Raw genomic sequence first — 25,410 nt, 5'->3', positions numbered from 1 at the left:
TTCTTGAGCCAATTAATCTCACTCAAACCAAATGTAATAAAATCTGTTATCTCTAAATGAATACTGAATTCTCAAGAGAGCTGCCTTTTTGATTTATAAAAATCAAATGCTTTTAATAAAATTTTTTGTATTTTAAAACACGTAATAAATAATTCTCTGTGTAAGAAAATCAATTAAAAGCTTTTTGTAAGCACACAACAACAGCTTCTCCAAAAACTTTGTAGAGTTTCCATAACAACAGCCTTAAGCAACAAACATCCTTGCAAAATATTTTGTTTCTTAACACTTTTAAACGGAATACTGATCAATCTAGCTTTTCTGCAATTCATAGTTTCTAACTGCAATTTTTATTTTAAAAGCTCTTCTAAAATCATTTTTTTAACGATAAAGAACACGATACAATATTTCGTTTTGTTGTTTACAATAAAAACATAATGATATAGAAACTGTCTGGGTACTTGCGCCATCAGGGGAATGAAGTAAGCATCAAAGCATACCAAATACTAAAGGCATATCTATGTGTAAGAAATATATTTATAAGAAAAATTTTTTGTTATGTACAATTGCTGGAACTTTGATTTTTTCTCATTTCGGTTCAACTTATGCAAATACATCAGCTCCTACAATGGTTATGGCTCGTGCGGATAAAGCAGGAGAAGAAAAAACCTTTAATAACGTTTTTATCCGCAGCGCATATACAACAGTGGTTGCTGATGACAAAGCCTTTATCACCATTACAAATTCAACAATGCGTTCAGACTCAAATTTATTTACCGCAACAACAAGTGGACGTATTCATGCTAAAAAAACTGTAGGAAAATCAAATTCCCGTGGTTTAGAAATTTCAAACGGCATCATCCATATTGAAGATTCAATCATAAATGTTTCCGGACATCACAAAAGTCGTGGTATCCTTTTTGATTACATCCCAAGTTCCCAAGTAAAAGAGGGCGAAAAAGTTATCAATAAAGCAATTCTTACCAACACAAAACTTCTTGTTGAAAATGGTATTGGTATTCTAGGACCAGATTATGCAAAATCTGTTGCTGAGGTAGAACTTAAAAGTTCAGAAATTCGTTCTGATATATTATTAAAAAATAAAATCCCAGAAAACTCAAAAGATATCGATCCTCGCACTTTTATATTAAGCGCTGACAATTCGATTATAGAAGGACGAGCAAAGACTTTACCTCAAAATACAACGATTTTTACTCTCAACAATAACAGCAAGTGGTCCCTAAAGATTAGTCAATTTGAAGTAGACAAAGAATTTGACAGCTCTAAAGGATACTTGCTCACTGATATTAAACAACGTGCACAGTCTATTGTCTCAGTATTGAACCTTAATAATAGCTCTATTATATTTAATGCGCCGCATAAACTAGCAGACAATCAATATCAAACCTTGCATGTGGGAAAACAGCCAACAGCTGAAGCTGCGAAAGCAGAGCAAAACAGAAGCTTCGATGCAACAACGGTTTACAATGCATTGGGCAACGCAAGGATTTACTTTAATACCGAATGGAGTAATGGTCTTATAAAAGAACAACAAAAAACTGACCGTGTTCTCGTTCATGGTAATGTCTCAGGCACCACAACGATCTATTTCAACAATCTTTCAAAGCGTGCAGAACCATTCGATAATGATGAAGTTTCAATTCCTTTGAATGCGCGTGGTCTCTCACTTGTTCAGGTGTCTGGAAAAGCAGAGGAAGCCGCCTTCACGCTGGCAAATGGCTACACTACAATGGGTGGATTGCCCTATAAATATGTATTAAATGGCTATGGACCAACATCCAGCCGTGGGAGAGCTGACAAACAGCAAAGTCTCTTGCAAGAAAGTGAAGAGTTTTGGGATTTCCGTCTACAAAATGCGACTCTTGATGATGAAGGAAAAATCAAAGCTCTTGTTCCTCAAATGGCAAGCTATTTGGTTATGCATAATGCAATATTCTCCTCTGGCTTGGCTGATATAAACAATCAAAATACACTGTTAGATAATATGCACTCAACAGTTTTTGGATTAGAAGGTCATAAACAAAAAGGGATATTTTTATCGACTTATGGCAACAAGATGACGTTATCTTCCAGCCGTAGTCCATTGGAATATGGTTATGGTGCTAATGTTCACTATGCTGCTATACAAGCAGGCATGACATTAACAACGTTAGAAAATCAAAATATAACCGCGAATCTTGGTCTTTTAGGCACATATGGAAAGCTCGCTTTTACGCCAAAGGACATGGAAGGTTCTGACAAAAGCATACTGGATAAATGGTCCTTTACGGTATATGGGAATCTCCACCATGACAATGGTCTCTATATTAATGCACTTTTCTCCTACGGCATTTTAAACGGACATATTACAACAGCCCTTATCGGCAACACCACAGAATTAAACAATACGGATACATTAAATATATCAGCTACCGTTGGACAAAAACTAGCAACTGGTGTTGAAGGGCTGTCTTTTGAACCACAAGCACAACTTATTTATCAACATATTGCCTTTGGCACTCTTTCAGATATTGATGGCTTCCAAGTTAATATAAAGCCCCCTTATCAATGGTTGGTCCGTATTGGAGGGCGTTTAACAAAAACAATGCTTCCTATTGAAAAAGATCGTGTTCTTTCTTTTTATGGTAAATTGAATGTCATCAAAGCTTTTGGTGAGGAGCGCACTATCGATGTTATGGAATCTTTCCATCTCGATTCTATGGGCTCTTCCCTTGAAGGTGGGCTTGGCATTAACGCGCAGCTTTCTAAAAATATCGCACTTCATGCTGACGTTAATTACCAACATAAACTTCAAAAAGCTGGGTTCTCTGGAATTAATTTTTCCGGAGGAATGCGTTATCGCTTTTAGAAATCTTAGCTCTCTATTTTGACGCATAAGCAGCGCTGAGATGAAAACAGTGCTGCTTAACTACATTACAAAAAACCGTAATGTGTCAAAAAGTGGTTCATTTTTAGCAAAATAAAGAAAATATCTTAAGGAACATCTCTATGCATAAGAATCTTTTGTTATGTACAGCCGCTTGTGCTTTATTTTTTTCTTCTTTTAATTTCACATCTACCAGCACCGCCTCTGCTCTAAGCCCCCAGAAACGCCATGCCATTGAAGGGATTATGAAATTACCTGAACAATATCGCCGTGCTATTGATTTAATAAACACACCAACACAAGCAGAAAAAAATCTTGAAAAGATAGCCTCTGGCGCCATGATGGAGGATAATTCGCACTTCAATCAAGCACTTCAAGAAGCATTAGATGATTCAGGAACTCAAATTAACAGATATTTCTCAGGGATCGGTCGTTATGCAACTCCTGATCATAGAGAGGAAATGCGGAAAGAAAGAGATTCTATATACGCTCGTGCTATGTCAGAGCAATTTAATCGTGATGCGTACCGCATGATGCAAGCCAGAGCAAAACTTGAACAATTACGTCAGAATCGATTAAAAACAAGAGAAAATTTATTACGTGGCTACGACAAAGCAGTTTCCGATGCCGTAAAGGCGGCAGCAATCCTTGAAGCTGATAACCAACAGCGTGTTAATGCTGCACACCAACAATGGGTAAGCCAAGACAATCGTGATTGGCACAAACTGCAAAATACAGCAGAAATATTACATAAGGCGGCACAAGTGGATACTGCCTTACAAGGACAAAACAAGGAACTTTCCAATACTTTACGCAAAGCAGTATTAGAGACTTTGAACGCGGATGGAATAACCAACGTGGAGAGAAAAGAAAAAACATCCCCTCCTCCAACGGACACTTCATCCATAAGAACAGGTCATGGAATGAGACAGCCTAAAATAAATGAAAATTCGCAATCTGATATTGATCCCCAAACAAACACCACTTCCTCGGAATCAAAAACAACTCTTAATACATCAGCAAAAGCGCATATGAATTTGCTCCCAAAGGTTGAGAATACTGCTACCGCGGCTACAGAGAGCACCTCTAAACTTACAGATGATGATAAAGCAACCGCAGCTTCTACTTCTCTTGATGGAACAGCAAAAAGCACAACTCTTACACCACAAGGAGAAAGTTCTTTAACCATGCCTATTGCGATGTTTGCTGTTGGGTTTAGTGATGTCAACAATCAAAATATCTTGTTAGACAATATGCAAATAACAATGTTTGAGCCCAAAGATCATCCAGAGAGAGGCGTTTTCTTATCCTCTTATGGCAATAAAAGCACCTTTTCTTCTAAGGTTCAAGCAAAACAAGATGGTATCCAAGCAGATATTCGCTATGCTGCATTGCAAGCAGGAGCAACACTAATAGCGCTAAAAGATCAAAATATCAGCAGCAACTTTGGTCTTTTCGGAACATATGGGAAATTATCTTTTACTCCTAAAAACAAGGAGAGCTTTCAAAAAAATATGTTTGATAAATGGTCACTCACCGCATATGGAAATATTCAGCATGACAGTGGCATCTATGCAAGTGCATTTCTCTCTTATGGAATTTTCAAAGAAAATCACGCTACAGCTCTCATCAAACATACCTCAAAAGTGAAGAATAGTAAAACATTAGGAGCCGCTGCAACTGTTGGTCAAAAACTGTCAACCAGTTTTGAAGGTGTAATCCTAGAACCGCAAGCACAACTTGTTTATCAACGTCTCATGCTTGGTTCTTTATCAGATAAGAGCTCTTTCTCAGATGACGATAACTCTAAAATAGACATAAGCAAACCTCATCAATGGTTGTTCCGTATTGGTGGACGTTTGACACAAAACAAAGGCCATGCCCTTTCCTTCTACGGAAAACTGAACATGATCAAAACTTTTAGTGAAAACTTTTCGCTTGCTGCTATGGAATCTTTAATTGAAGGTGGTTTTGGTATTCAGGCGCACTTATCGCAAAATATAGAGCTTCATAGTGATATCAGCTATCAACATAAATTCAAAAAAGCTGGCATCTCTGCAATAAATATTGCCGCTGGAATGCGCTATCACTTTTAAAAATACTTGTATTCCTATCTTGAAATATAACGCGCTCTCATTATGTTTCGTTTTGTCTCTTACAAAAGAGACATAATGAGGCCAAAGTTTTATTTTTTATGAGAGAGGGGAGAAATATTTTAGGAATACATCCATATGAAAAAAAGCTTCTTACTATACACAGTTTCTGGAGTTCTGTTTTGTTCTTTCACCAGTATGTCTTATGCTATTCATAGTACAAATCCATCAACAACGATAGATTCTTCTTCTCTACAACCTGCTCGTGTCAAGTCACAAATAAATCTATCCGGAGTTTTTGATCCGTATAAAGATCTATATGATGGAATCGGACAAGTTATGCCATCATATCCATCTTCAACCCCTAATGGCCTCCTTCCCCCTACAGCACCTAGCTCCACAAGAACGAGCGCAAGCCCTATTTCTACAGGAAGTAAACTTACAACGCCTACTTCTACAAGCACTCTACCTCCCAAAACACAACTTGAAGGAAATTCAGCTGGAAATATAATTTCTTCTTCAAAACAAAACTCTGATCTTAGTCAAGGAAGTACACAAACACCAAAGACTAAAGTTACAGAAGGTGTACAATCTAACCCTACAACACAAAACACTCCTATTATACAATCTTCAACAACAGGAATGGAAGCAAAATCTAGAAGACGTTCAGGGGCGCCCTCCTCTTCTGCAGACTCTTCCAGCGAAAAAACACTATCGAATTCTGCTGTGTCTTCACAGCCAGAACCTACACAACCTTCACCGAATTTACAACCAGCACTTACAAAGTCTGAACCTACAAGAACGGAACCTACAAAACCAACAACAGAGCAAATACCAACATCTAATGAACCAGAACTCGCACAGCCAATATCTTTAAGAGTAGAAACTGAAAAACCAACATTACTGGTACCACCAAAATCTGCAAAACCAGCGCCAGTGCAATCTTCATCTGCACAAAAAATATCTGAAAAATCAGAGATTGAAAAACCAATATCACCAATAAAACAACCTGAAAAGTCTACACAAATTGAGGATATAAGCGCTGGAGTTGAAGCTAAAAACGGTAAGATTATAACGCTACATAACAAAAAAATTCAAGACAATGGTTTTGCTGTACATGCAGAGGGAAATAATTCAAAAGTCAACATGATAGGGGGAACAGTTGATGCGCGTTTTGTTGCACTAAGCGTATCAGATGGTGGAGAAATTGATGCTACAGGCATTACTGTAACAGCAGAAACAGCTGGTTTGGTAAACATGGAGGGCACAATCAAACTTAAGGATTCAAGCGTCCATGTCACGGGAAATTATGAAGCAGACGGTATTATTTTCCGCAACAATCCGTATAATGCCCCTAGAAAACGATATACACGCAATGCTGAAAGGAACACCAATGCCGTTCAAGAACAAGATGTAGCCAATATTGCTGATAAAGTAACCCTAGAGAATACAAAGCTTTTCGTTGAACATGGTAGCGGTATCAACCTTTATGGAACAGGCGTAAACGGGGAAGTCAACCTTAAAAATTCAGAAGTTCATGCCGATATTTTATTAAAAAATATCAAGAACGAAAGTGCCTCCACAAACACCATTACATTAGTTGCAGACCACTCTTCTTTAGAAGGTCGGGTAAGAACTTCTAAAGATAATAGAACAGTTTTTGATCTAAAAGAGAGGACGAAATGGCTTGTAAAGGCGAATAAAAATGCCACAAATAATGATAATATTTTAAATGACTATAGACAGTTTGGTGTTGATGAAAAATCATACTCTAATCTTTCTGAATTGCACCTTACAAACAGTGCCATTATGTTTGACAAGCCCATTGAGGGACATTATCAAACTCTGTTTATAGGACCTAATCTTTCGCAAGAAGACGAAACAACTCACACAGCAGCGATTTATAGTACAGCGGGTCTTGCAGAGATTTATGTAAACACTCAATGGGATAAACATTCTCCTATCACGGAACAACAAACTGATCGCATTGTGATTAATGGTGATGTCTCAGGAAGTACTGTTGTTCACATCAATCTCCAAACCGATAGCTCTGCTGTTTGGGAAGAGAAGATGGCTTCTCTTCCTTTAGGGACACATGGGATTTCAATCATTCAAGTTTCCGGACAAGCAAACGAAAATTCCTTCACGTTAGCAGGAAACTATATGACAATAGGGAAACAACCTTATAAATATGTACTCACAGGCTATAAGCCTGGAACATCTCATGAGAGCCAAAATCTTTTTGGCAAGAAGAATAGTGATTTCTGGGATTTCCGCTTACAGAATGCCTACATTGATAAAGACAAAAAAGTTCGGGCCCTTTTACCACAGGTAGCAAACTATTTAACCATATCTAATACTTTATTTTCTGCTGGATTTACTGATGTAAACAATCAAAACACGTTGTTAGACAATATGCAAACAACAGTATTTGGGGCAAAAGACAATAAAAAGAATGGTATCTTTTTCTCTTCCTACGGCGAGAAGGTCACCCTATCTTCCAACCGCGATCCACTGCACTATGGTTATGGTGCTGATGTAAACTATACTGCCTTACAATTAGGAGGCATATTAGCCGCCTTAGAAAGCAAAGACATAAGCGCATATTTTGGTCTTTTAGGAACGTACGGAAAGCTTGCCTTTACGCCAAAAGAGATGCAAGATTCTGAAAAGACAACGCTTGATAAATGGTCACTTACCGCTTATAGCGGCATCCAGCATAGCAATGGTATATATGTCAACGCTCTTCTTTCTTACGGAACCTTAAAAGGAAATATTACCACAGCTCTTGTTGGGAATGCCGCAAAATTAGATGGTACCGAGATGCTTAATATATCTGCAACCATTGGTCAGAAATTAGCAACCGATACAAAAGGGCTTGTCTTTGAACCACAAGCTCAATTCATTTATCAAAATCTCATGTTTGATATTTTCTCAGATACCAATGGCTTAAAAGTAGACATGGGCAATCCACATCAATGGTTGATCCGTTTTGGTGGACGTTTAACAAAAACGATAATGGCTGTTGAAGAAAACAAGGCTGTTTCCTTCTATGGTAAAATGAATGTTATCAGAACTTTTGGCGATGGTAAAACAATAAAAATTGCTGATACCTTTCATGTTGATCCTACCGGCTCTTCAGTTGAGGGAGGCATGGGGGTGAATGCATATCTTTCTCAAAATATCGTACTAAACGCCGATATCAGCTATCGGCAAAAACTGCAAAAAGCCGGTGTATCTGGCACCAATTTTTCTGGCGGGATACGTTATCGTTTCTAAAGCAGAAGTTAATTTTAACTTAAATAAAAAAGGCAGCACAAAGTGCTGCTTTTTTATTTAAATTTATATATTTTTTAATTCTCAAAAATCATTATCACATCAAAGAAGATTTTGACTTATAATATTTCTTTTGCATATTGAATAAAAAACTAAATACCATAACATTCTCTCATCAAAATACCCCATGCATAAAATTTTATGTCTTATATTATCACCACACCTCAAGCGATGATGTTTTTACAGCACAACAGAATAAGCATTTATGCCGATTTAAAAAAAGTCAGCCCCTTCTTCGCTGTGGACGCTCCATTTATTTTAGATGATGTACATTTAATATACCTGCTATAAAGACTAGTATCTGGTATAAATTCTTAAAGGCAAGTTTTTCCTCTAAAATCTCAATGCTACAGCAGCTCCATTATAAGACAAGATATTGATTTATAAAGACAATTAATTGTTTTCCATGTTAAATGAGAATCCAGAATATCGTCAGATTCTTTCATTTTAGACCTGTTCCATGTTGAATCAACAAAAACCATATCTCTTACAAGTGACAAGGGGGAAGAGCCATAGGGATAAAAAACTATTAAGAAAGGATTAAAAATGCCTCTAATGAACTATCTCAAGTGCCAAGGGCTGTAGCAACATTGGGATCAAACAAAGAATATGACAGTGTTGAAAAATATAACAATATCAACTTGCTCTTTTATTAAGCATAAAGATGGTCGCGCCCTATAGATTTTATATTATTTCCATGGGAACTTTCTTATTATACCATTCACAAGCACCGTTGCATCAAAGATGTCGTTGCGCCGCCCCACAAACACCATCACGAAATAGACTTGAGAGCTTAGATATCTCTTTAAAACAAGGCCGTGAATTAGGAATAACAAATCCATTCTATTTTGAGTATTTTGTCGTGCATGAAGGACATGCCCGCAGTAAAAAACACAATAAAAAAAGCGTGAAACAATGCGGAATCTTCATTATTTAACAGATAGTGCTTTAGATACTTTTGAAAGACATAAAGCTAAATTAAAGAACGGCGGAACAGAGGGAAGCTGATTTCTACCTCTTTATTCTTTCCCAATGAGATTGCCTCCCCATTTCAAATATTACGCCAACAAAGATATACGCACTATATCCACTCAGATCTGGATGCTCTCTCCAATCTGACATACAAAAACTAAAAACAGCAGAAGGAAATAATAAACCGCTTTAATTTTTATCTCAAGCATATAGATTTAAACAACGAACCGCGTCATATCACCACACTTTAAAGGACAATATTTCCATGAAGCTTATAGGCAATATTCATCACATACTCTTCATCATTCATGCTTTTTGCTGACTTGGTGGTTATGGCGGAGTGAACGCACCAGATCCCATCCCGAACTCGGCCGTGAAACACTCCAGCGCTGATAGTACTTTGCCTTAAAGCAAGGAAGAGTAAGTCGCCGCCAGATCTGCTAAATGCAAGCAAAAGACTCAATTATAAACCTTACATTACCACAGCCCCAAGGAAGCTGTTTTTAAGGCATCACAGGCTGGTCTAAATATTCTCTTGATCGCGCCTCTCCCTAAACTAAAAAATGAAGCTCCCTACTGACTTAGTCTGCAAACAATTCTCTGTAAATAATCCGCCTTCTCTGAATTCTCTTCTAGCCAGCTTCTCACCGCATGCGGTTCACATCACGACACCTTAAAAGACATTGTTTTAAGAACAGCGTTTTACAGTACATCAGGATAATAATTTAAATACCAAAATGCACTTAAAACACGTCTACTCACTAAACGCACTATTTATCCAAATCAACTGCCCTACCTAATCATTGTCATGACTTAGAACAGCCCGTATTAAGCAGATTTGATCATTCCTCTATTTCTTTTGCACGTCCAGATAGTTGTATAGCTCTAGAAAGATCATTAACTGCATTTAAATGTGTTTGAAGTAATTCACTATTACGCTGTAATTTTTCTTGTAAATCAGACAACAAACTTTCAACCTCATGCTCAATATCTTGATTCATATAGCGCTTCACATCACTCATGGATTTATTAAGATCACGCAAACCACGTATTTTACGCAAATTTATTTCTTCGTAATCTGGAACACCACTGCTCTCTAGCATATTGCTTTCATAATCAACAACTTGAGCTAATCCTTTAACAGCAGCAACAAATTTTGTCATCGCCCAATCACGATCAATAAGGTTGTTATCAAGAACTTTTGCTTTTGCCGCAAAACTATCATCACCATATTGCACTACAGACATTTTTACTTCCCCTTCAACACTATTGTTCAATCTTACTTTCAAATGAGGGAGACTAAACAGGTTCTCTTCAATGCTGATACACTCAACCAAGCTCGTGGTGCAAACATTGCTCAAACAACAGCACGACAATCCTTCAAAGCGTATACCACTTCAACTTTCAACGCGTTCTCTCAAATATTTTTCTTGCTTTGCTCCAAAACCATCATTGCGGCTATACTAGTCCATAAAAACGCTATAGACTTAAACCTTACAGCAATATCGAAACTTCCATATTTGCTCTGTCTATTTCGCCTTGCCGATTTTATCTTTGCCGATTTTATCACGAGCTCATCTTCAATAGAAAATAACAATGCTTTCACGAGAACTTCAGCCACAAAAATATCTGCCGATAAAAAACCGCAGTCTATCTTGCAGCATATAAAGACTTAAGCCCATCAAAAATTTCAGCATTTTACTGATAGAAGCACTTTACCCTCCATAACCTTATGGCTCTCTCTGCACTTAAACTTGTATACCTTCCAGCGCCCCATAAGATGGCGCCCAACAAGATCAGTTTGCACCCATTCAAAAGGACACCCCCTCTCCCATGCTCTTTCTGCACACATGCAGTATTTCGCATAAAACACAAAAAGAATGTTCTTTTGAACAGATCAGCCATACAGCAATATAAAAAAAGACATCTTCAAATAGCTAAACAGCCATCAATCTTCCTTTTTTAAATTATCATTCGCTTTTCTTTGCAATGAACAACTATATAAGATTTTTTGAACCTTTTCAAGAGTTTCTTAGCCAATCAGTTCGATACGTCTTCAATCGCATATTTACGCGCTTGTTTTAAAGAAATATCTCTTAAGTGCACCCAAGCCTATTTCGCACCGCGGCCCATCAATGGTATAATGATAAATCTTCCATGACATGTATAAAATCCATTGAGCACTTTCCATCTTTACGCTTAATAAAAGAAGCAAGCCAGCACCATCACATATTTTTCTAACCCCTTATGTTCTGATACCCTTGGCACTTGAGACGGTTCATAAAGCATGGCCTTTCTTGTACAATTTCTCTGCGCATGGGAGCTCCCTGCTTGTAACTGCAAAAGACGTTGTTTTGGTTAATTCACCACGAAACAGATTTGGAATGAAAAAATTTCCAGTATTAAGGAATCTAATTCAAGTTGAATAACGATAGATTATCATCTATAAATCAAAATATTATCCAATGCATAATGCTTAACGCTCCCCCCATTGATATTTTCAGAATTTTCACAGCATCTTCTTACAGATTATTTCATTCCATAACACAGTTTGCTCTTAATATCGCGACTTTACATGTGCTACTGGTATAAAAACAGAGAAACAATCATTTTATAATCAAGGTACAATTTTTGTTTACGATCTTTCTCTCGTTTTCAACCTTTTAAATGCAGCTCTTCTCTTTCATAATCATCACATTTCAAATCTATTCCATGTTGAATAAATTAAAATCACTTGCTTGCACATCACAAACAACGCCCTGATGTGTTGATAAAATACGCTGAAAGAAAAAGACTTCTTATGAACCTTAGCAAATGCCAAGAACTATAATAAACATTGGAAGCAAGCGTACGATGATTGTGACTTGCTCTTTCATAAGTATAAAGATGATAGCATTTTATAGATTTTTATATTATTCAAAGTTTATATTATTTCATGAGAGCTTTACTGTTATACTATTCACATTTACCGTTATACCATTTACGAATGTCATCGTAAAATGTCTTTCGTGTGCGTTAAGAGATATTTCTTTAAAACAAGTACATAAATATGCAATACAAATATACTAATATACAACATAAGTATATTTCTTTTGGAGCGTTCTTTACTTTTGTGCAAAACATGCCCCATTAGAGCAGCATTAACCAATCTTGCTATGAGATAAACGATCAGAAAACATTTTTATCTTCCGCCGCTCACCTTAAAGGACTAAGATCTTAACTCAATCGGCTTTGTACGCAGTCCGAATTTTTGTCAAACGATCTTCTCCTGACTTTCCCCTCATCTGCTTCACTTAAACGAAAGACTCAACAAATAAACCTACGAATATTCATCGTACACTAAAAAATACTTAAACGTTCCAAGAAAACTTATATGTCTTATATTACCGTTATAAATGACAGTGCTTTATAGCATAACAGGATAAAAAAAGTTTCCAGCAACACAAAACTTACAAAATCAATCAATAGTCCTTTTAAAGCTTTCTTTTTTAGGATTCACAATACTCCAACTCCTTAAGCTTTTATAAAAAAAGGAACGATTTTAAGCTTGCCGAATATGTTGTATCAGCATATATTACAGATTGTAACATATTGTTATTCATAAAATCACCTCAAAAAGAACAGAAAGAGGTTTTTATGGCTGATCTCGTAAAAGCCGCTATGCTTTATTCAACCTTGATTATCACCATCAATGCTTTTGTTGTTATTTTAGTTCTCGTAATAGAAATATACTAAGCATACTCTTTTGGCTTTTTATAATCTGTGCAAATGAGCATCTTAATTTCACATAAGAGCAAAGCAAAATTTTAATTCTACAGATAAACCACACACCCAATTTCAAACATCGCTTGCAACTATTTGAGTATAAACTCTGCTTTTTGTATGCATTTTTAACCATCAGTGTCCGTCTTTTCACGCTATCTTGAATCTCAACTTCACTCCCACCTTAAAAAACGAAATTTTCTATCAGATATGATCTGTAAATAATTTGTCTCTTTATTGAGTAAATTTCCCCTTCAGGGCATATCACAATTCTAAAGAATAATATTTCATGAAGCTTATGATAATCTATTGAACACCATCTTTACCCTTATGAGAGAATAAACCAGCAGCATCACACACTTTTTCAGCCCCAAATGTTGCCAACAAACCTTTAGCACTTGAGATAATTTATAAGAGGCATTTTTACGTCTTTCTTCAACAGTTTTTATCCACACGGCTCTCCCCGCTTGTACCATGCAAGAAGATGGTTTTAATTAATTCAACCGAGAACAGATTTGGAATAAGAGAAGCTTACGTTATTCGAGATCCTTATTCAACATAATAATAATTAAATTATTTTTATAAATCAAAGTGTTATTCAGAAAAACATTCATCACACACTCGAGAACAAAAAACACCTCATACGTAAAGTTTTATATGCGCTCCACCGCTCAACATGATAATATCACAACACAATTAAGATAAAAAAATAACAAGGAAAACCCTTGTAAACTCAGAAAAGAGAGAGGAGAAAAATGAAAAGATGTGGAGAGCGCTCAATTCCTCACACATCCAGCAAAACCGTCCTAGCAAAACTGTCTCACAACTTAACTAATGTTATAATATTCTCAAACCAAAAGAAATTTTTTAAAAATAGTTTGAGAAAAACATTTGAGTATGAAACGATAATAATTCTATTCAGAATGTTTTTCTCTTTATTAAAACAGAGAAAGTAATTTCCGAACAAATGTTTCCTCCTAATTTTTCCGAAATTAGCCGCAACACTTAAAGACGATCTTAGTGTGATGAAACATTTATTTGTGATAAAGGCAAAAAAACACCCCAAAGATAGATTTAATCTCATATTTTAAATACATGTAACCAAAACATTAAAAAATTAGCAGTAACACGTAACAACTCATTGGGAGGCAATACTATCTACAATTAAAAGCACTTTTGGGCTGAACAAATGACAGTATAGCATACGTTTACACAAAGAGTACTGATCGTAAACAACTAATTCTTGAAGCCATAAAAAGACTCTCTAAAAGTTAGAGAGAGCCTAAAAACGCAATAGAATCAAGAACTAAACAATTCCTTATTTATTGAACTGTATGTTTTTAATTAATGCCAAACATAAGTTCCATATATGCTTGTCTGGCATGTTGGCAATTTTTAGATTTCTCTATAGAAGATTGATCCAGCTTTTCACATTTTTTTGCCCACTCTTCGAGTAATATTTTATCTTTCTTAAATTCCGCTACGCTGTAGTTTTTTTCGCAACCAGCAACGACAAGTCCAGTACAAAGCAGCAATGCTGTAATAATAACTTTATTCATGATTTAATTCCCTTCCTTTTTATCTTCAGTTTTTTTCTCGTCATCATGTACAAAGCTTGAACCAGGCCAATCTCGGGCATGAACTTCACGATACGCTTTATCTGCGTTTTTACAATTTTGAGAATCTAAATCCTCTGATATCATGCATTTCATTGCCCATTGCTCGAGTAATTTGGGATCCTTCTTAAATTCCGCTACGCTATAAGTTTTTTCACAACCAGCAACGACAAGTCCAGTACAAACCAGCAATGCTGTAATAATGGCTTTATTCATCAATAAAATTCCCCTTTTTTCAAATTTACAAAGTTTAGGACACAATTTAGCACCCGATTAAAATTGTACATTCGGTTCATTGTGCATTTTCAAAAATTTAAAAATCTACTTCTGTACGCGATTTTTCCGAACCTATGATGATAAATCGCGTACAAAGAAAAATACCGCTATCAATATATTTTTTATGATTTAATTGTTGTCCTGCTTTTTTTCAGTTTCATTCCCCTTTTTGCTACTTTCACGAAGTTCCTTTGCAAGATTTCTATAATGCTCTTGAAAAAGTTCCATATCGGCTTGCATGACATTTTGACAATTCTTGGTTTCAAAAGCAGAGGGGCCCATTTTATCGCATTTCTTTCCCCATTCTTGCATCAATTTTTTATCTTTCTTAAACTCTGCTACGCTATAAGTTTTTTCACAACCAGAAACGACAAGTCCCACGCAAAGCAGCAGCACTGTTATAATGATCTTGTTCATGATTTAACCCCTCTCTTTGTTTTATATTTTATTAACAATATCTTTGGATTCACATCCCCTCCTATATTGTGACCTTGCGTCTAATTTTCCTTTGCAAATACGCACATTTTCAACGCAAACATGTTAAATCATGAGAGCCGCTTTCATTTATCAGACTTGCATTTGTAACATTATCTGCACGGCAGCTCTTTGTATTTGAAGTGTTAAAACTTCAGCAAAAATTCTGATATCTTGACATTCTCAAAAAGCTTTTTAATCATTTCTTTTCCTTCAAGAACCTCTTGGTAACGAGAAGCAGCACGATATCTTACCCCAAATTCGTCATGCCTATACCCATTGCAAATTCCCTGCAAACGAAAGAATACAGCTTTTAGTCAACTAATTGCGCTCTTATCATTTCTAAACCACCGGAAAAGAAAGAAAGCTTTAAGTCCCCCTGCACTTTTTAAAAGCCAATAGAAATGCTAAAAAAGCAATCTTATACATTCCAATTGAAGAAAAAAGCCTATTGCCTTGCGTACCATTACAGCTGGCATTAACTATTTAAGACTATAAAATCATATAAATGTAAGAAATATTGTCTATAATATGCTCAATGACTTCTTTTGTTTATTAGGAAAAATTATAGCGCGTCAATATCAGTAAATTTTACTTATTTTTATCCCCCCTTTATAAACATGAATATAATTTAATAAAACGGATTGCTGAATAACAGAAAAAAATAATCAACGCTACTCTTAATTACATTATTTACGCATGTATTAAGTACAATAAACAAAAAAATAACCTGATGTTTAAAATCATTATCAAGATAATTTTTATGGAAGAATAAACTTATCTACTCATCTAGCGGATAAGATCACAAGTAGTATGATGATTATCACATTTATAGGGAAAAGTTTGAAACGGAGAATTTTTCGCAAACTCATAGCTCTTTCATGCGATGATACAGAACCTTATGAAAAACAACTTGAATGAAGCAACCATCGTGAAAAAAGAAGAGCACTTTTATTATTAACTTCGTATAAAAACAATCGATATCATCTCTAGAAAAAGCACTCAAACCAATGAAATTATCGTATCATTTTTTACACTTTTCCGTATTTTTGTGAAAGCAATTCGCGGACCTCATCAGCTATTTTAGTTCCACGACTTGCACAACTGACCTTAATCAACCGATGCAAACTTTCTGGTATATCAATCGTGAGGCGTTTCATACCTCCACTCATGCTCCCTTTGTGGCTTCCTATCCATGCATCCGCTGTTAAAGGAATTGATTTATTGGTTGGTTTTGTGCCAATTTTAATTTTTTTACTCATCGTGCTAACTCCTTGATTTCCGCTGCAACCGCTTCAATCTCTGCCGCTGCGGGTCCTTGCTTATCAACTTCATAAACGGCCTTCCCCTGTGCTGCTGCTTCTGCAAAAATCACGCGCTGCGCAACACTAGAAGAAAGAACATGCACAGGGTATATGCCAAGAGCTTCGTTCACATCGCGCCCTATCGCTGTATTGACGATTTTACGATTAATAACAAAAGCAGATTTGAGATTCTCTTTATAAACGCGTGCTTCATCAATCAGCTTTACAATTCCATCCGCTGCCCAAATATCATAGGGACTAGGCAAAACAGGGATAAGCACCAAATCCGAAGCCATAAGAGCACTACGAGCAAGATCCGTCACACGCGGAGGACCATCGATAATAATATGATCATAACCATGACCAATCTGTGTAATCTCTTTGTGAACCGTTGCACGCGGTAAACCAATAACTGAAAACAAAGGAGCATCTTCACGTACAGCAGCCCAATCCAATGCGCTTCCCTGTGGGTCAACATCAATAAGCAATACCCGTGTACCAGTACGTGCAAAACTGGCAGCAAGATTAACACTCAACGTCGTTTTTCCGACACCTCCCTTTTGATTCAAAAGTCCAATGATCATCCATTACGCCTTTCAGTATTATCGTTTTTACGATTATACTGAAAGTAATAAAAGAAACAAGCATCCAATACGTGCAAAATAACCATTTCTCCCATTTTCAGGATAAATAACAATAGCCCGCAATTTTTTATAATATTCTTTAACATGAGCAAAACATTATGAAGATGATATTCTTGAAAATAACAAAATAAATTTAAAAGAGGCATGCTCTTCTTCCCCCTCCCTAAAACGAAGATTCTTAAATCCATGTCGATCTGTAAACAATGCGCTGTAAATGATCCAGCTTCTTATTTTGCGCCGGCCTTTTGGGCTTCTCCCTTCATGCTATCCACTTAATACAACTCTACAAACAAGCTCCACTCTGAATATACAACAAACTATAAGGAGAATTCATTGTTTTACGCGTTGAATGAGAGAGCTGAAATCAGGAAGATTCTCTCATTTCATGCCTCTTATATTAAATTAATCAAAATCATATCTCTTGTACGTACAATCAGGGCTGGCGGTAAAAACTGTACAAGAAAGGATTTAAAATGCTTCTTATGCAGAATCTCCAGTACCAAGAACTATTACAATATTGGAGGTTGGCAAATATAACAATGGTACCGACTTCCTTCTTCATAAGCGTAAAAAGGGTGGTGATCCATGAATTTTATACTCTTTGACGCTCGACAGAGTAAAATGGGCTTAAGAGAAATAAGGGTACCTCTAACAAGCGCGTAAACAAACAACACAATGAAATGTCTATGCTGAGTAAACACTATAGATTATCCATAAAGACCAAACATCCGTCTTTTATAAGATCGCATAACGAACATGTTGCGGAGTGAGATATTTTGCATCTTACAGCTCATTTTTCCCAAATAGATCTTCTCGACAAAAAGAATATTTTTGTTAAGATGCCACTGAAAAACTTACCTTCATTATGTTCTTTCTATATACCAGACCAGAGGGTATCGTGAAGATCGTGCAATTGGGAATAAACAAAAATGAATTTACAACAAATTGAACCTGATATTTTTATCAGCACCCAACTTAGCATAGAAAATATCAAAACATTGGCACAAGCTGGTTTTAAAACAATTATCTGTAACCGCCCCGATCACGAAGAGCTCCATCAACCTGACTTTTCTAGCATTAAAACGGTCGCAAATGAATATGGCATAAAAGCCTATCACATTCCCATTTCTCCTCCAACTATAGAAAAGTCAGCTGTTGAAGCCATGCAAACAATTTTAAAAACAGCCTCTCTGCCTCTTCTTGCCTATTGTCATCACGGATCACGCTCGCTGCATCTTTATCGTTTAGCGCGTCTTTAAACAGAGGGTTCGCACATTTCCTACGCACCTTAAAAGACGAAAATTCTTAAATACGCATCGATTTGTAAAAAACAATCTGTCAATAATCTTTGTTTTGCGCCTTTCCTTTGGCTTGCCACTTCATAAAACTCTACAAGCAAGCTTTGCTCCTCAATATACAACAAGCATACACACCCGAAGCCATAAAAATGCGTGAAAATTCATATGATGATCGAAGAAAATTATTTTCACCTCACCTTTTATCACTGCTCCACCTTCTTTTTCTCTTCCTTTACCAATACGAGCTCATTCGTACGCCACAGACACCTAAAACGACAGTAAAACCACTAAGAAAACCCATATTCCGAATAAACGGCATGCAGAGTATTTTATAAAAAAGCCGTAAGCCATAATCTATGATTAACTGCGACATATTGATTTATAACAATTAATTATTTTGCACGTTGAGTGATAAATCCTAATACCGTAAGATTCTCTCAAGTCTATTTATAGTGAATCAATCAAAAGCGTGTTTCTTGCATGTCACAAGCAAGAAATATTCGTGTGAAATAAAACGAGTTAAGAACAAACTCTCATAAACGCTCTCAAATAGCCAAGACTGTACAACACTAAAGGCTTGTCAATATAACGGATGGTGTCGGATTGCTCTTTTATTAGGCATAAAGATGATAGCGCTCAACGGAGCTTTCAAGATACCATTCATGAGAGCCATCATGAAAATGAATATGAGAAGCGTTGAGAGATATTTCTTTAAAAGAAGTGCATAAATTAGCAAAACAAGGATATTCCAGCATTTTATTTTACCTGTAGGGCGTGATATCCTATTCAAAGAACAACAAAAGCCTGAAGCTGTTATTTTCATGATTTAAGAGATATTGCTCTGAACCCTTTTGAAAGTAGCAAAGCCTAATTTAAAAAAGACTGTCATCTGGACTGATTTTCCCCTTTATAACTTCATATTTTTCCCCAATAAGGCTGTAAACCGGTTTCAGAGATTATCCAAATGAATATAGCAATAGACTCTCCCCATCTGGTATACAAAAGCTGTAACAGCAGAGAGAGCACTAAAGCGTTTTAATCTTTGTCTCAAACATACTGCTCGCGTTGAGGAACACTAAAGAAAAAGTTTTATAAGAAAAACAATACGATACAGTCACGAATAGACCGAACATAGATTGGAAAGATGTTCTAACTTTTATCCAATATTTCTATCAAAAAACAACAAAACATTATTGGCTTTGTATTTTCATATCCTTACAAGACTGTCTTTCCTTTTCATTATGGGCGTTACATTTGTGAAAGACAAAGGAAATATATGGATAGTTTTTAACTTGAAAATCTGAAAGATTGACGTGTTACGACAACAAAATTGTGCCTTTATCCATCAAAAGCATTAGAAATTTTGAAACAATACACCTGCTTTCTCGCAATGATTTCTTTTATCTACAATCAATCGCAGTCTCCTTAATATGCATTCCCCATCACAATATACAAGAGAAACGAAACTTAAAGCATTTTCCAGCAGCTTCATTCTCGTTTACGTGATTGGTCAGCACGAAAACTGCTGCTGACCACTAATCTTCTTCACAAGACTCGACAAACAAAACTTTTTTAAAAATATTCATTACATAATACAAAATATCACATGCGTAAGGTTACACGAACCAACTCTCATCATAAACGATGATACAGCATAAATGACATAATAAGCCAAATTAAAAAAAAGAAACAATAAACTTTTAAATAAAAAAAGTCATCAATTAAATTTTATCAAACTATAAGCTTAAGATCGCAAGAAATTTTAAAAACAGCCTTTCTCCTTCTTCACGTCTATTAGTGCTAAATAGGCTGGTTGCTTATTCTTTACTGCATCTTTTATGACGAGTTTTAACGGATCAGAAAGAAACAAGCAGTAAAGTTTTGAATGACAACAAAAACCATAACGTTAACTTTGAAAAAAATGATGCCAAAATCAGATCTTCAGATATTCGATTCTCCCTCTCAACAACGGAAAAAACATATATTCCACGATGTTTTGGAATATATCTTTGTGATTATAATCACTTTAAGTGCTATTTTTACGGCTCTTCTCTCTTTTTCAGATCAGTTTAGGACATATTTGTAAAAGTAAGCAGCCTATCCAACGTTGATAATGGTTGTACTGTCTTTAAAATTTCTTTTGCTTTTTTTTCATCACGATGCATTTGCGCAATCAAAGGTTCAAGCCCATCAAATTTTTCTTGTCCTCGCAAAAACTGGAAAAAAGAAACGGTACAGCTTTCCCCATAAAGGTCGTCGTTAAAGTCAAACAAATAGGTTTCCAAAAGGGGCGCCCCATCCTTAACAACCGTTGGACGACAACCAAAGCTTGCAACACCATCATACAAAACACCGTTCGCACGACGCAAACGTACCGCATAAACACCATGAGCCAAACGAACTTGGGGAGGCAACATTTGATTAGCGGTAGGAAATCCCAAAAGACGTCCAAGTTTTTCACCTTGAATAATATTGGAGCGTATCCGATAGTGATACCCTAACAAATGGGCTGCTTTGTCCACTTCCCCTTGTGAGAGAAGTTGCCGAATAAAACTCGAGGAAATGATCAAAGATTGTGACTCTTGAGGACGAGCAACGCAAGGAACTTGCACAACCTCAAATCCATATTTCTCTCCTCTTTGGCAAAGAAGATGTACATTTCCACTTTTCTGATGACCAAATTGAAAATTTTCGCCTGTCACCACAACTGAAACATCAAAAACTTCCTTTAAAAACGACTTAATAAATTCGTCCGCTGAAAGAGCGGCAAACTGTGCATCAAAGGGCTGTTCAATCACGCCGTCAAAACCAAGGGTTTTAAAAATTTCAGCTTTTTCAGCTGCCTCTGTCAAACGATAGACAGGAGCTGAATGTTGAAAAAAACTTCTTGGATGGGGTTCAAAAGTTAAAACAACAGCTGGTTTCTTTTTTATACGCGCGAAATCAAGTGCTTTTTGCAACACCACCTGATGCCCACAATGAACACCATCAAAATTTCCAAGTGCCAACACTGCTCCCCGCCAAGCCGAGGGAAACATATGAATTCCCTGAAGACGCAAAAAATTAGTCATTACTGAAGTGCCCACATGATTGCTTGTGGTTTATAACCATGATGTTCAAGAAAAGAATGCAAAGCTTGCTTATCAACCACACCCTTTTGCGTATAATCATAATGATGAATCCCCCCCATAATATAAAGGGCATCAAGACCAAAGTGAGCCGCCCCCTTAATATCCGTTAAAAGACCATCACCAATAGCTAAAACTTGACTTTTTTCTACTGTTCCCCGTATTTTTTGAAGTTTTTCAAAGGCACATTCATAAATAGGCGCGTGAGGTTTTCCAGCAATGCGCACTTCCCCCCCTAATTGTTGATAAAGACGAGCCAATGCACCAGCGCACCAAAATTCTTTATTTCCATAATGGACAATCACATCTGGGTTCGCACAAATAAAAGGTAAATTCCGCGACCGCATGCGACGAAACATCTCCTCATAAGCAGAGGGTTCTTCGTCAAAATCTTCAAGAAAACCGCTACAGACGACAACAGAAGCCTCCCATTCTTCAACAAATTCACACTCTAACCCTTCAAACAGCACCAAATCACGTTGTGAACCAATGAAAAAAACTTTACGTGGAGCAGTCTGAATGAGATCGCGCGTTACATCCCCTGAAGTGATAATGGCATCATAATAGTCGCTATGAACATTCATGCTTTGTAATTGAGCAGCAACATCTTCCCGTAGCCGAGGAGAATTAGTTAATAAAATGACAGTTTTTCCCATTTGTCGGATTTTATACAACGCCTTCAACGCTGGTTCAAATGCATGCACACCGTTATGCACAACACCCCACACATCACAAAAAACAGCATCATAATGCGCTATAATAGTCTCAATATGGGTAAGTTCATTCATGGTGCACCTATCTCTATTTGTCATTTAAAGCTGTCTTTTACTTCAAAACTACTTACCGAAAGATAATACTTGTGTCATCTGCTTTCTCAAACCATATCCCAACTTTTTATCGTCTATAGAGATCATAAGAAATGATAAAATAACTAAGTTATCATTAAGTTGTGCAAAATTCTAAAATGCTTGATAGCAAAAGCTTATCATTCCCCAATGCTATTTTTCTCATAAAATTTTTAATTCTAACAACAACGACGTTGATAGAGTTTTTTATCTAAAATACTCAAATTCTTCACTGAGAAAATAAACGTATCCCCCTCTTAAAAACATGCATCATGAGAAAGCCCAATATATTTTCTCATTTCAAATTTGTTTATATTGAATCAATCAAAACCTATTCGCTTACATATTATAAGCAGAGAGCGTACAGATAAAAACACGTGAAGAAAGAAAAAATAGCTCTTAGGCTCCCTTTCAAAGGCAAAAACTGTCGTAATATTTTGAACTGGCAGAGAGTATGTGCCGTCCGAGCATCTTTTTTTCAGTAAAGATAGCAATATAGCTTTTATCCCATTCATAGAGGCTTTTACGCTACATACTTTACGAAGCACCATTGTAAAATAGGCGCTAACATTGAGAAATATCTTCTAAAACAAACATGTGAATATACAACAATAAGATCTATAATGTTTTGAGTTTATTTTGCATGAGGGCTCTTTACTCATAAAAGCTTTCCCCTATCATCATGATATCTCAGACGCATCAAAACAAGCCATTTTGGTTATTGGTTAAGAGCAACACCGTAAGCGGTGCCTTGAGCTTAAAAACCAAGCTTTACCTTCGTAAAATGCATATCTGATGTCATGAGTTGAGTAAGCAAACCTTAAAAGTTTGAAAGGCAAACAACCTCCTATTAAAAAAATCTATCCGTCTCAAGAAAAACTATTTTTATTGCCAATCTCCTAAAATTACTTTATGAATCGAAAAATGTTTTGATCGCATACGCAACGATCAAAAGGGGTCTTGAAAACCCGAAACCCTAGCGTAAAAATAAACCCACTATGTGGGTATCCCGGAATTCCGGGAGATTTTGCTATGTCCAGGTGCTCCAAGCACTAAAAGCAAAATGCTGACTAGGGTTCAGTGTTTTCAAGCTCCCGGAATACCAATGCGAGGGCGCTCGCACCTGGAGGAGGAAAATGCAAGCTCAAAATCTTAATATTGATCTTTTTGTAGGCAAAAAAATTCGCTTTAGGCGAAAAGTGCTAAAAATGTCTCAAAAAACATTAGGGCATCATTTAGGTGTCACTTTTCAACAAATCCAAAAGTATGAAAAAGGCTTAAATCGCGTGAGCGCAGAACGTTTAAAGGAAACTTCCGATATTTTGAATGTTCCACTTGCCTTTTTTTACACTGATATCATCAAAAAAGACAACGCCCCGTACCATTATGATGAAATCGCCTCGAGCAAAGAGGAATATTTGCTTTTAAAAAGTTTTAGAGTCCTCACATCTGTCAAGCAGAAAGCGATTTTAAACTTAATTTGTGATCAAAATTAAAACGCTTTAAAAGCATAGCTATAAAGTGCTACACACCCTATTCTTGTCTTTCTCTCCACACCCCAAAAGGATGCCCCCCCTCCTCAAACCGGTTGATAAACGATCCGCCTTTTCAAAAATAGCTCCTTCTCAGCTTCCCATTTCATATGGTTCCTTTCACAAAATTATATAAACAAGCCCTCCCTTGAATATTCATCACACTCTCTTATCAAAATACCCCATGTATAAAGTTTTATGTCTTATATCACCACACCCGCAAACAATAGCGTTTTACAGCACAACAGAATAAGTATTTATCTGTATTTAAAGAGTGGCCCCCTTTTCGCTATGGACGCTCTATTTATTTTAAATGATGTACATTTAATATACCTGCTATTAAAGACTTAGTATCTGTTATAGAGTCTTAAAGGCATATTTTCCCTCTAAAATCTCAATGCTACACCAACTCTATCATAAGGCAAAACATTGATTTATAAAGACAATTTATTATTTTACATGTTGAATGAGAATCCAGAATATCGTAAGATTCTTTCATTTCAGACTTGTTCCATGTTGAATCAACCAAAATTATATCTCTTGCAGGTTACAAGTGGGAAGAGGCGTATGGATAAAAACTATTAAGTAAGAATTAAAAATGCCTCAAACGAACTGTCTCAATTACCAAGAGCTGTAAGCAACACCCACAAGCTGACAAACTGTGTGATGGTGCAAGGCTTACTCCGTTATGAAGCGTAAAGATGGGGGGCTCAATGGATTTACCCTTATACCCTTTACGGATAACATGTAAGTTTTATGTAAAAATAACTTGCTGTATTTATACAGCTTTTTTACTGTGAGGGACGCGTAAATAAAAGTTAGGGAATAGGATTTTCTAACATTTGTCTACAACAGTAGCATTTTCTTTTCTTTGCGCTTCGCTAATCATCTCTAATAATGTTTTGAATGCTTCTAAATCCTCTTGTGAAAAATCTTTTAAAGTTCTAAAAAACATGCCAACAGTTTTACGCCTCAACGGATCAGAAGTCTTGATTGTAAAACTTTTGCGACAAGCATCCGATTCTCTTCTCAAAATTTCTGCTACCTCTTGATCTAAAGCATAGAGTTCAATTATCTTTTCCTCCAGTCCTACAGGAACAGATTTTTTGCCAATTTCTACAGCAGATAAAAATGATACAGATATGTCTAATTTCTTAGCCATATCTAAGAGGCGTTCGGAGTGATCAATGCGAAGTTTCCGTAAAATTTTACCAAAAGATGTAACCATATAAAAAGTCCTATTAGA

The 25,410-nt window shown here is 36.3% G+C and carries 14 protein-coding genes and 1 rRNA gene; 6 read left to right on the top strand and 9 right to left on the bottom strand.

What is annotated here, in order from left to right; genetic code table 11:
• Positions 1 to 517 precede the first annotated feature (517 nt).
• The 4 genes from ACFINK_RS07685 (at position 518) to rrf (ending at position 9,722) form a co-directional block, all read left to right on the top strand.
• Positions 518 to 2,866 (top strand): autotransporter family protein, encoded by a 2,349-nt coding sequence (locus ACFINK_RS07685; RefSeq protein WP_375638611.1) that lies wholly within the window; start codon positions 518 to 520, stop codon positions 2,864 to 2,866.
• A gap of 140 nt (positions 2,867 to 3,006) precedes the next feature.
• On the top strand, positions 3,007 to 4,980 hold the full coding sequence (locus ACFINK_RS07680; RefSeq protein WP_375638609.1) for an autotransporter outer membrane beta-barrel domain-containing protein: 1,974 nt from the start codon (positions 3,007 to 3,009) through the stop codon (positions 4,978 to 4,980).
• Between the two features lie 135 nt (positions 4,981 to 5,115).
• Positions 5,116 to 8,256 (top strand): autotransporter outer membrane beta-barrel domain-containing protein, encoded by a 3,141-nt coding sequence (locus tag ACFINK_RS07675; protein WP_375638607.1) that lies wholly within the window; start codon positions 5,116 to 5,118, stop codon positions 8,254 to 8,256.
• 1,351 nt (positions 8,257 to 9,607) lie between these two features.
• Positions 9,608 to 9,722: ribosomal RNA gene (gene rrf, locus ACFINK_RS07670) — 5S ribosomal RNA — on the top strand.
• A 405-nt stretch (positions 9,723 to 10,127) separates the two neighbouring features.
• Here the strand turns inward: rrf and ACFINK_RS07665 are convergent.
• The 6 genes from ACFINK_RS07665 to parA form a co-directional block, all read right to left on the bottom strand.
• On the bottom strand, positions 10,128 to 10,532 hold the full coding sequence (locus ACFINK_RS07665) for a flagellar protein FlgN (RefSeq protein WP_273790974.1): 405 nt from the start codon (positions 10,530 to 10,532) through the stop codon (positions 10,128 to 10,130).
• A gap of 3,855 nt (positions 10,533 to 14,387) precedes the next feature.
• Complete coding sequence (locus ACFINK_RS07660; protein ID WP_375612202.1) at positions 14,388 to 14,606, bottom strand: EexN family lipoprotein; 219 nt, start codon at positions 14,604 to 14,606, stop codon at positions 14,388 to 14,390.
• 3 nt (positions 14,607 to 14,609) lie between these two features.
• Positions 14,610 to 14,879, bottom strand: a complete 270-nt coding sequence (locus ACFINK_RS07655) for an EexN family lipoprotein (protein ID WP_375638605.1) — start codon at positions 14,877 to 14,879, stop codon at positions 14,610 to 14,612.
• A 189-nt stretch (positions 14,880 to 15,068) separates the two neighbouring features.
• Positions 15,069 to 15,356 (bottom strand): EexN family lipoprotein, encoded by a 288-nt coding sequence (locus tag ACFINK_RS07650; RefSeq protein WP_375638604.1) that lies wholly within the window; start codon positions 15,354 to 15,356, stop codon positions 15,069 to 15,071.
• A 1,088-nt stretch (positions 15,357 to 16,444) separates the two neighbouring features.
• Positions 16,445 to 16,675 (bottom strand): plasmid partition protein ParG, encoded by a 231-nt coding sequence (locus tag ACFINK_RS07645; RefSeq protein ID WP_375613561.1) that lies wholly within the window; start codon positions 16,673 to 16,675, stop codon positions 16,445 to 16,447.
• The gene (gene parA / locus ACFINK_RS07640) at positions 16,672 to 17,301 is read right to left on the bottom strand and encodes a ParA family partition ATPase (RefSeq protein ID WP_375613562.1); all 630 of its coding nucleotides are present in this window, start codon (positions 17,299 to 17,301) and stop codon (positions 16,672 to 16,674) included. Before parA ends, ACFINK_RS07645 begins: the two co-directional genes overlap by 4 nt.
• Positions 17,302 to 18,290: 989 nt before the next feature.
• Between parA and ACFINK_RS07635 the strand changes: the two genes are divergently transcribed.
• Positions 18,291 to 18,620, top strand: coding sequence for a protein tyrosine phosphatase family protein (locus ACFINK_RS07635; RefSeq protein WP_375638602.1), 330 nt, complete (start codon positions 18,291 to 18,293; stop codon positions 18,618 to 18,620).
• 2,108 nt (positions 18,621 to 20,728) lie between these two features.
• Here the strand turns inward: ACFINK_RS07635 and ACFINK_RS07630 are convergent.
• Entirely contained in the window at positions 20,729 to 21,730 is a 1,002-nt protein-coding gene (locus ACFINK_RS07630; protein WP_375638600.1) for a bifunctional riboflavin kinase/FAD synthetase, read from the bottom strand.
• A complete protein-coding gene (locus tag ACFINK_RS07625) occupies positions 21,730 to 22,575 on the bottom strand; it encodes a TIGR01459 family HAD-type hydrolase (RefSeq protein WP_375612197.1) in 846 nt (281 codons plus the stop codon). The genes ACFINK_RS07630 and ACFINK_RS07625 overlap by 1 nt, the downstream gene beginning before the upstream one ends.
• A gap of 1,193 nt (positions 22,576 to 23,768) precedes the next feature.
• Between ACFINK_RS07625 and ACFINK_RS07620 the strand changes: the two genes are divergently transcribed.
• A complete protein-coding gene (locus ACFINK_RS07620; protein WP_375638599.1) occupies positions 23,769 to 24,128 on the top strand; it encodes a helix-turn-helix domain-containing protein in 360 nt (119 codons plus the stop codon).
• Positions 24,129 to 24,999: 871 nt separating this feature from the next.
• Here ACFINK_RS07620 and ACFINK_RS07615 read toward each other — a convergent pair.
• Complete coding sequence (locus tag ACFINK_RS07615) at positions 25,000 to 25,392, bottom strand: helix-turn-helix domain-containing protein (protein WP_375611592.1); 393 nt, start codon at positions 25,390 to 25,392, stop codon at positions 25,000 to 25,002.
• Positions 25,393 to 25,410 lie beyond the last annotated feature (18 nt).

The sequence above is a fragment of the Bartonella sp. AA16NXGY genome, from assembly GCF_042197325.1.
Lineage (GTDB): Bacteria > Pseudomonadota > Alphaproteobacteria > Rhizobiales > Rhizobiaceae > Bartonella.
This window is presented reverse-complemented; position numbering and strand designations above follow the sequence as displayed.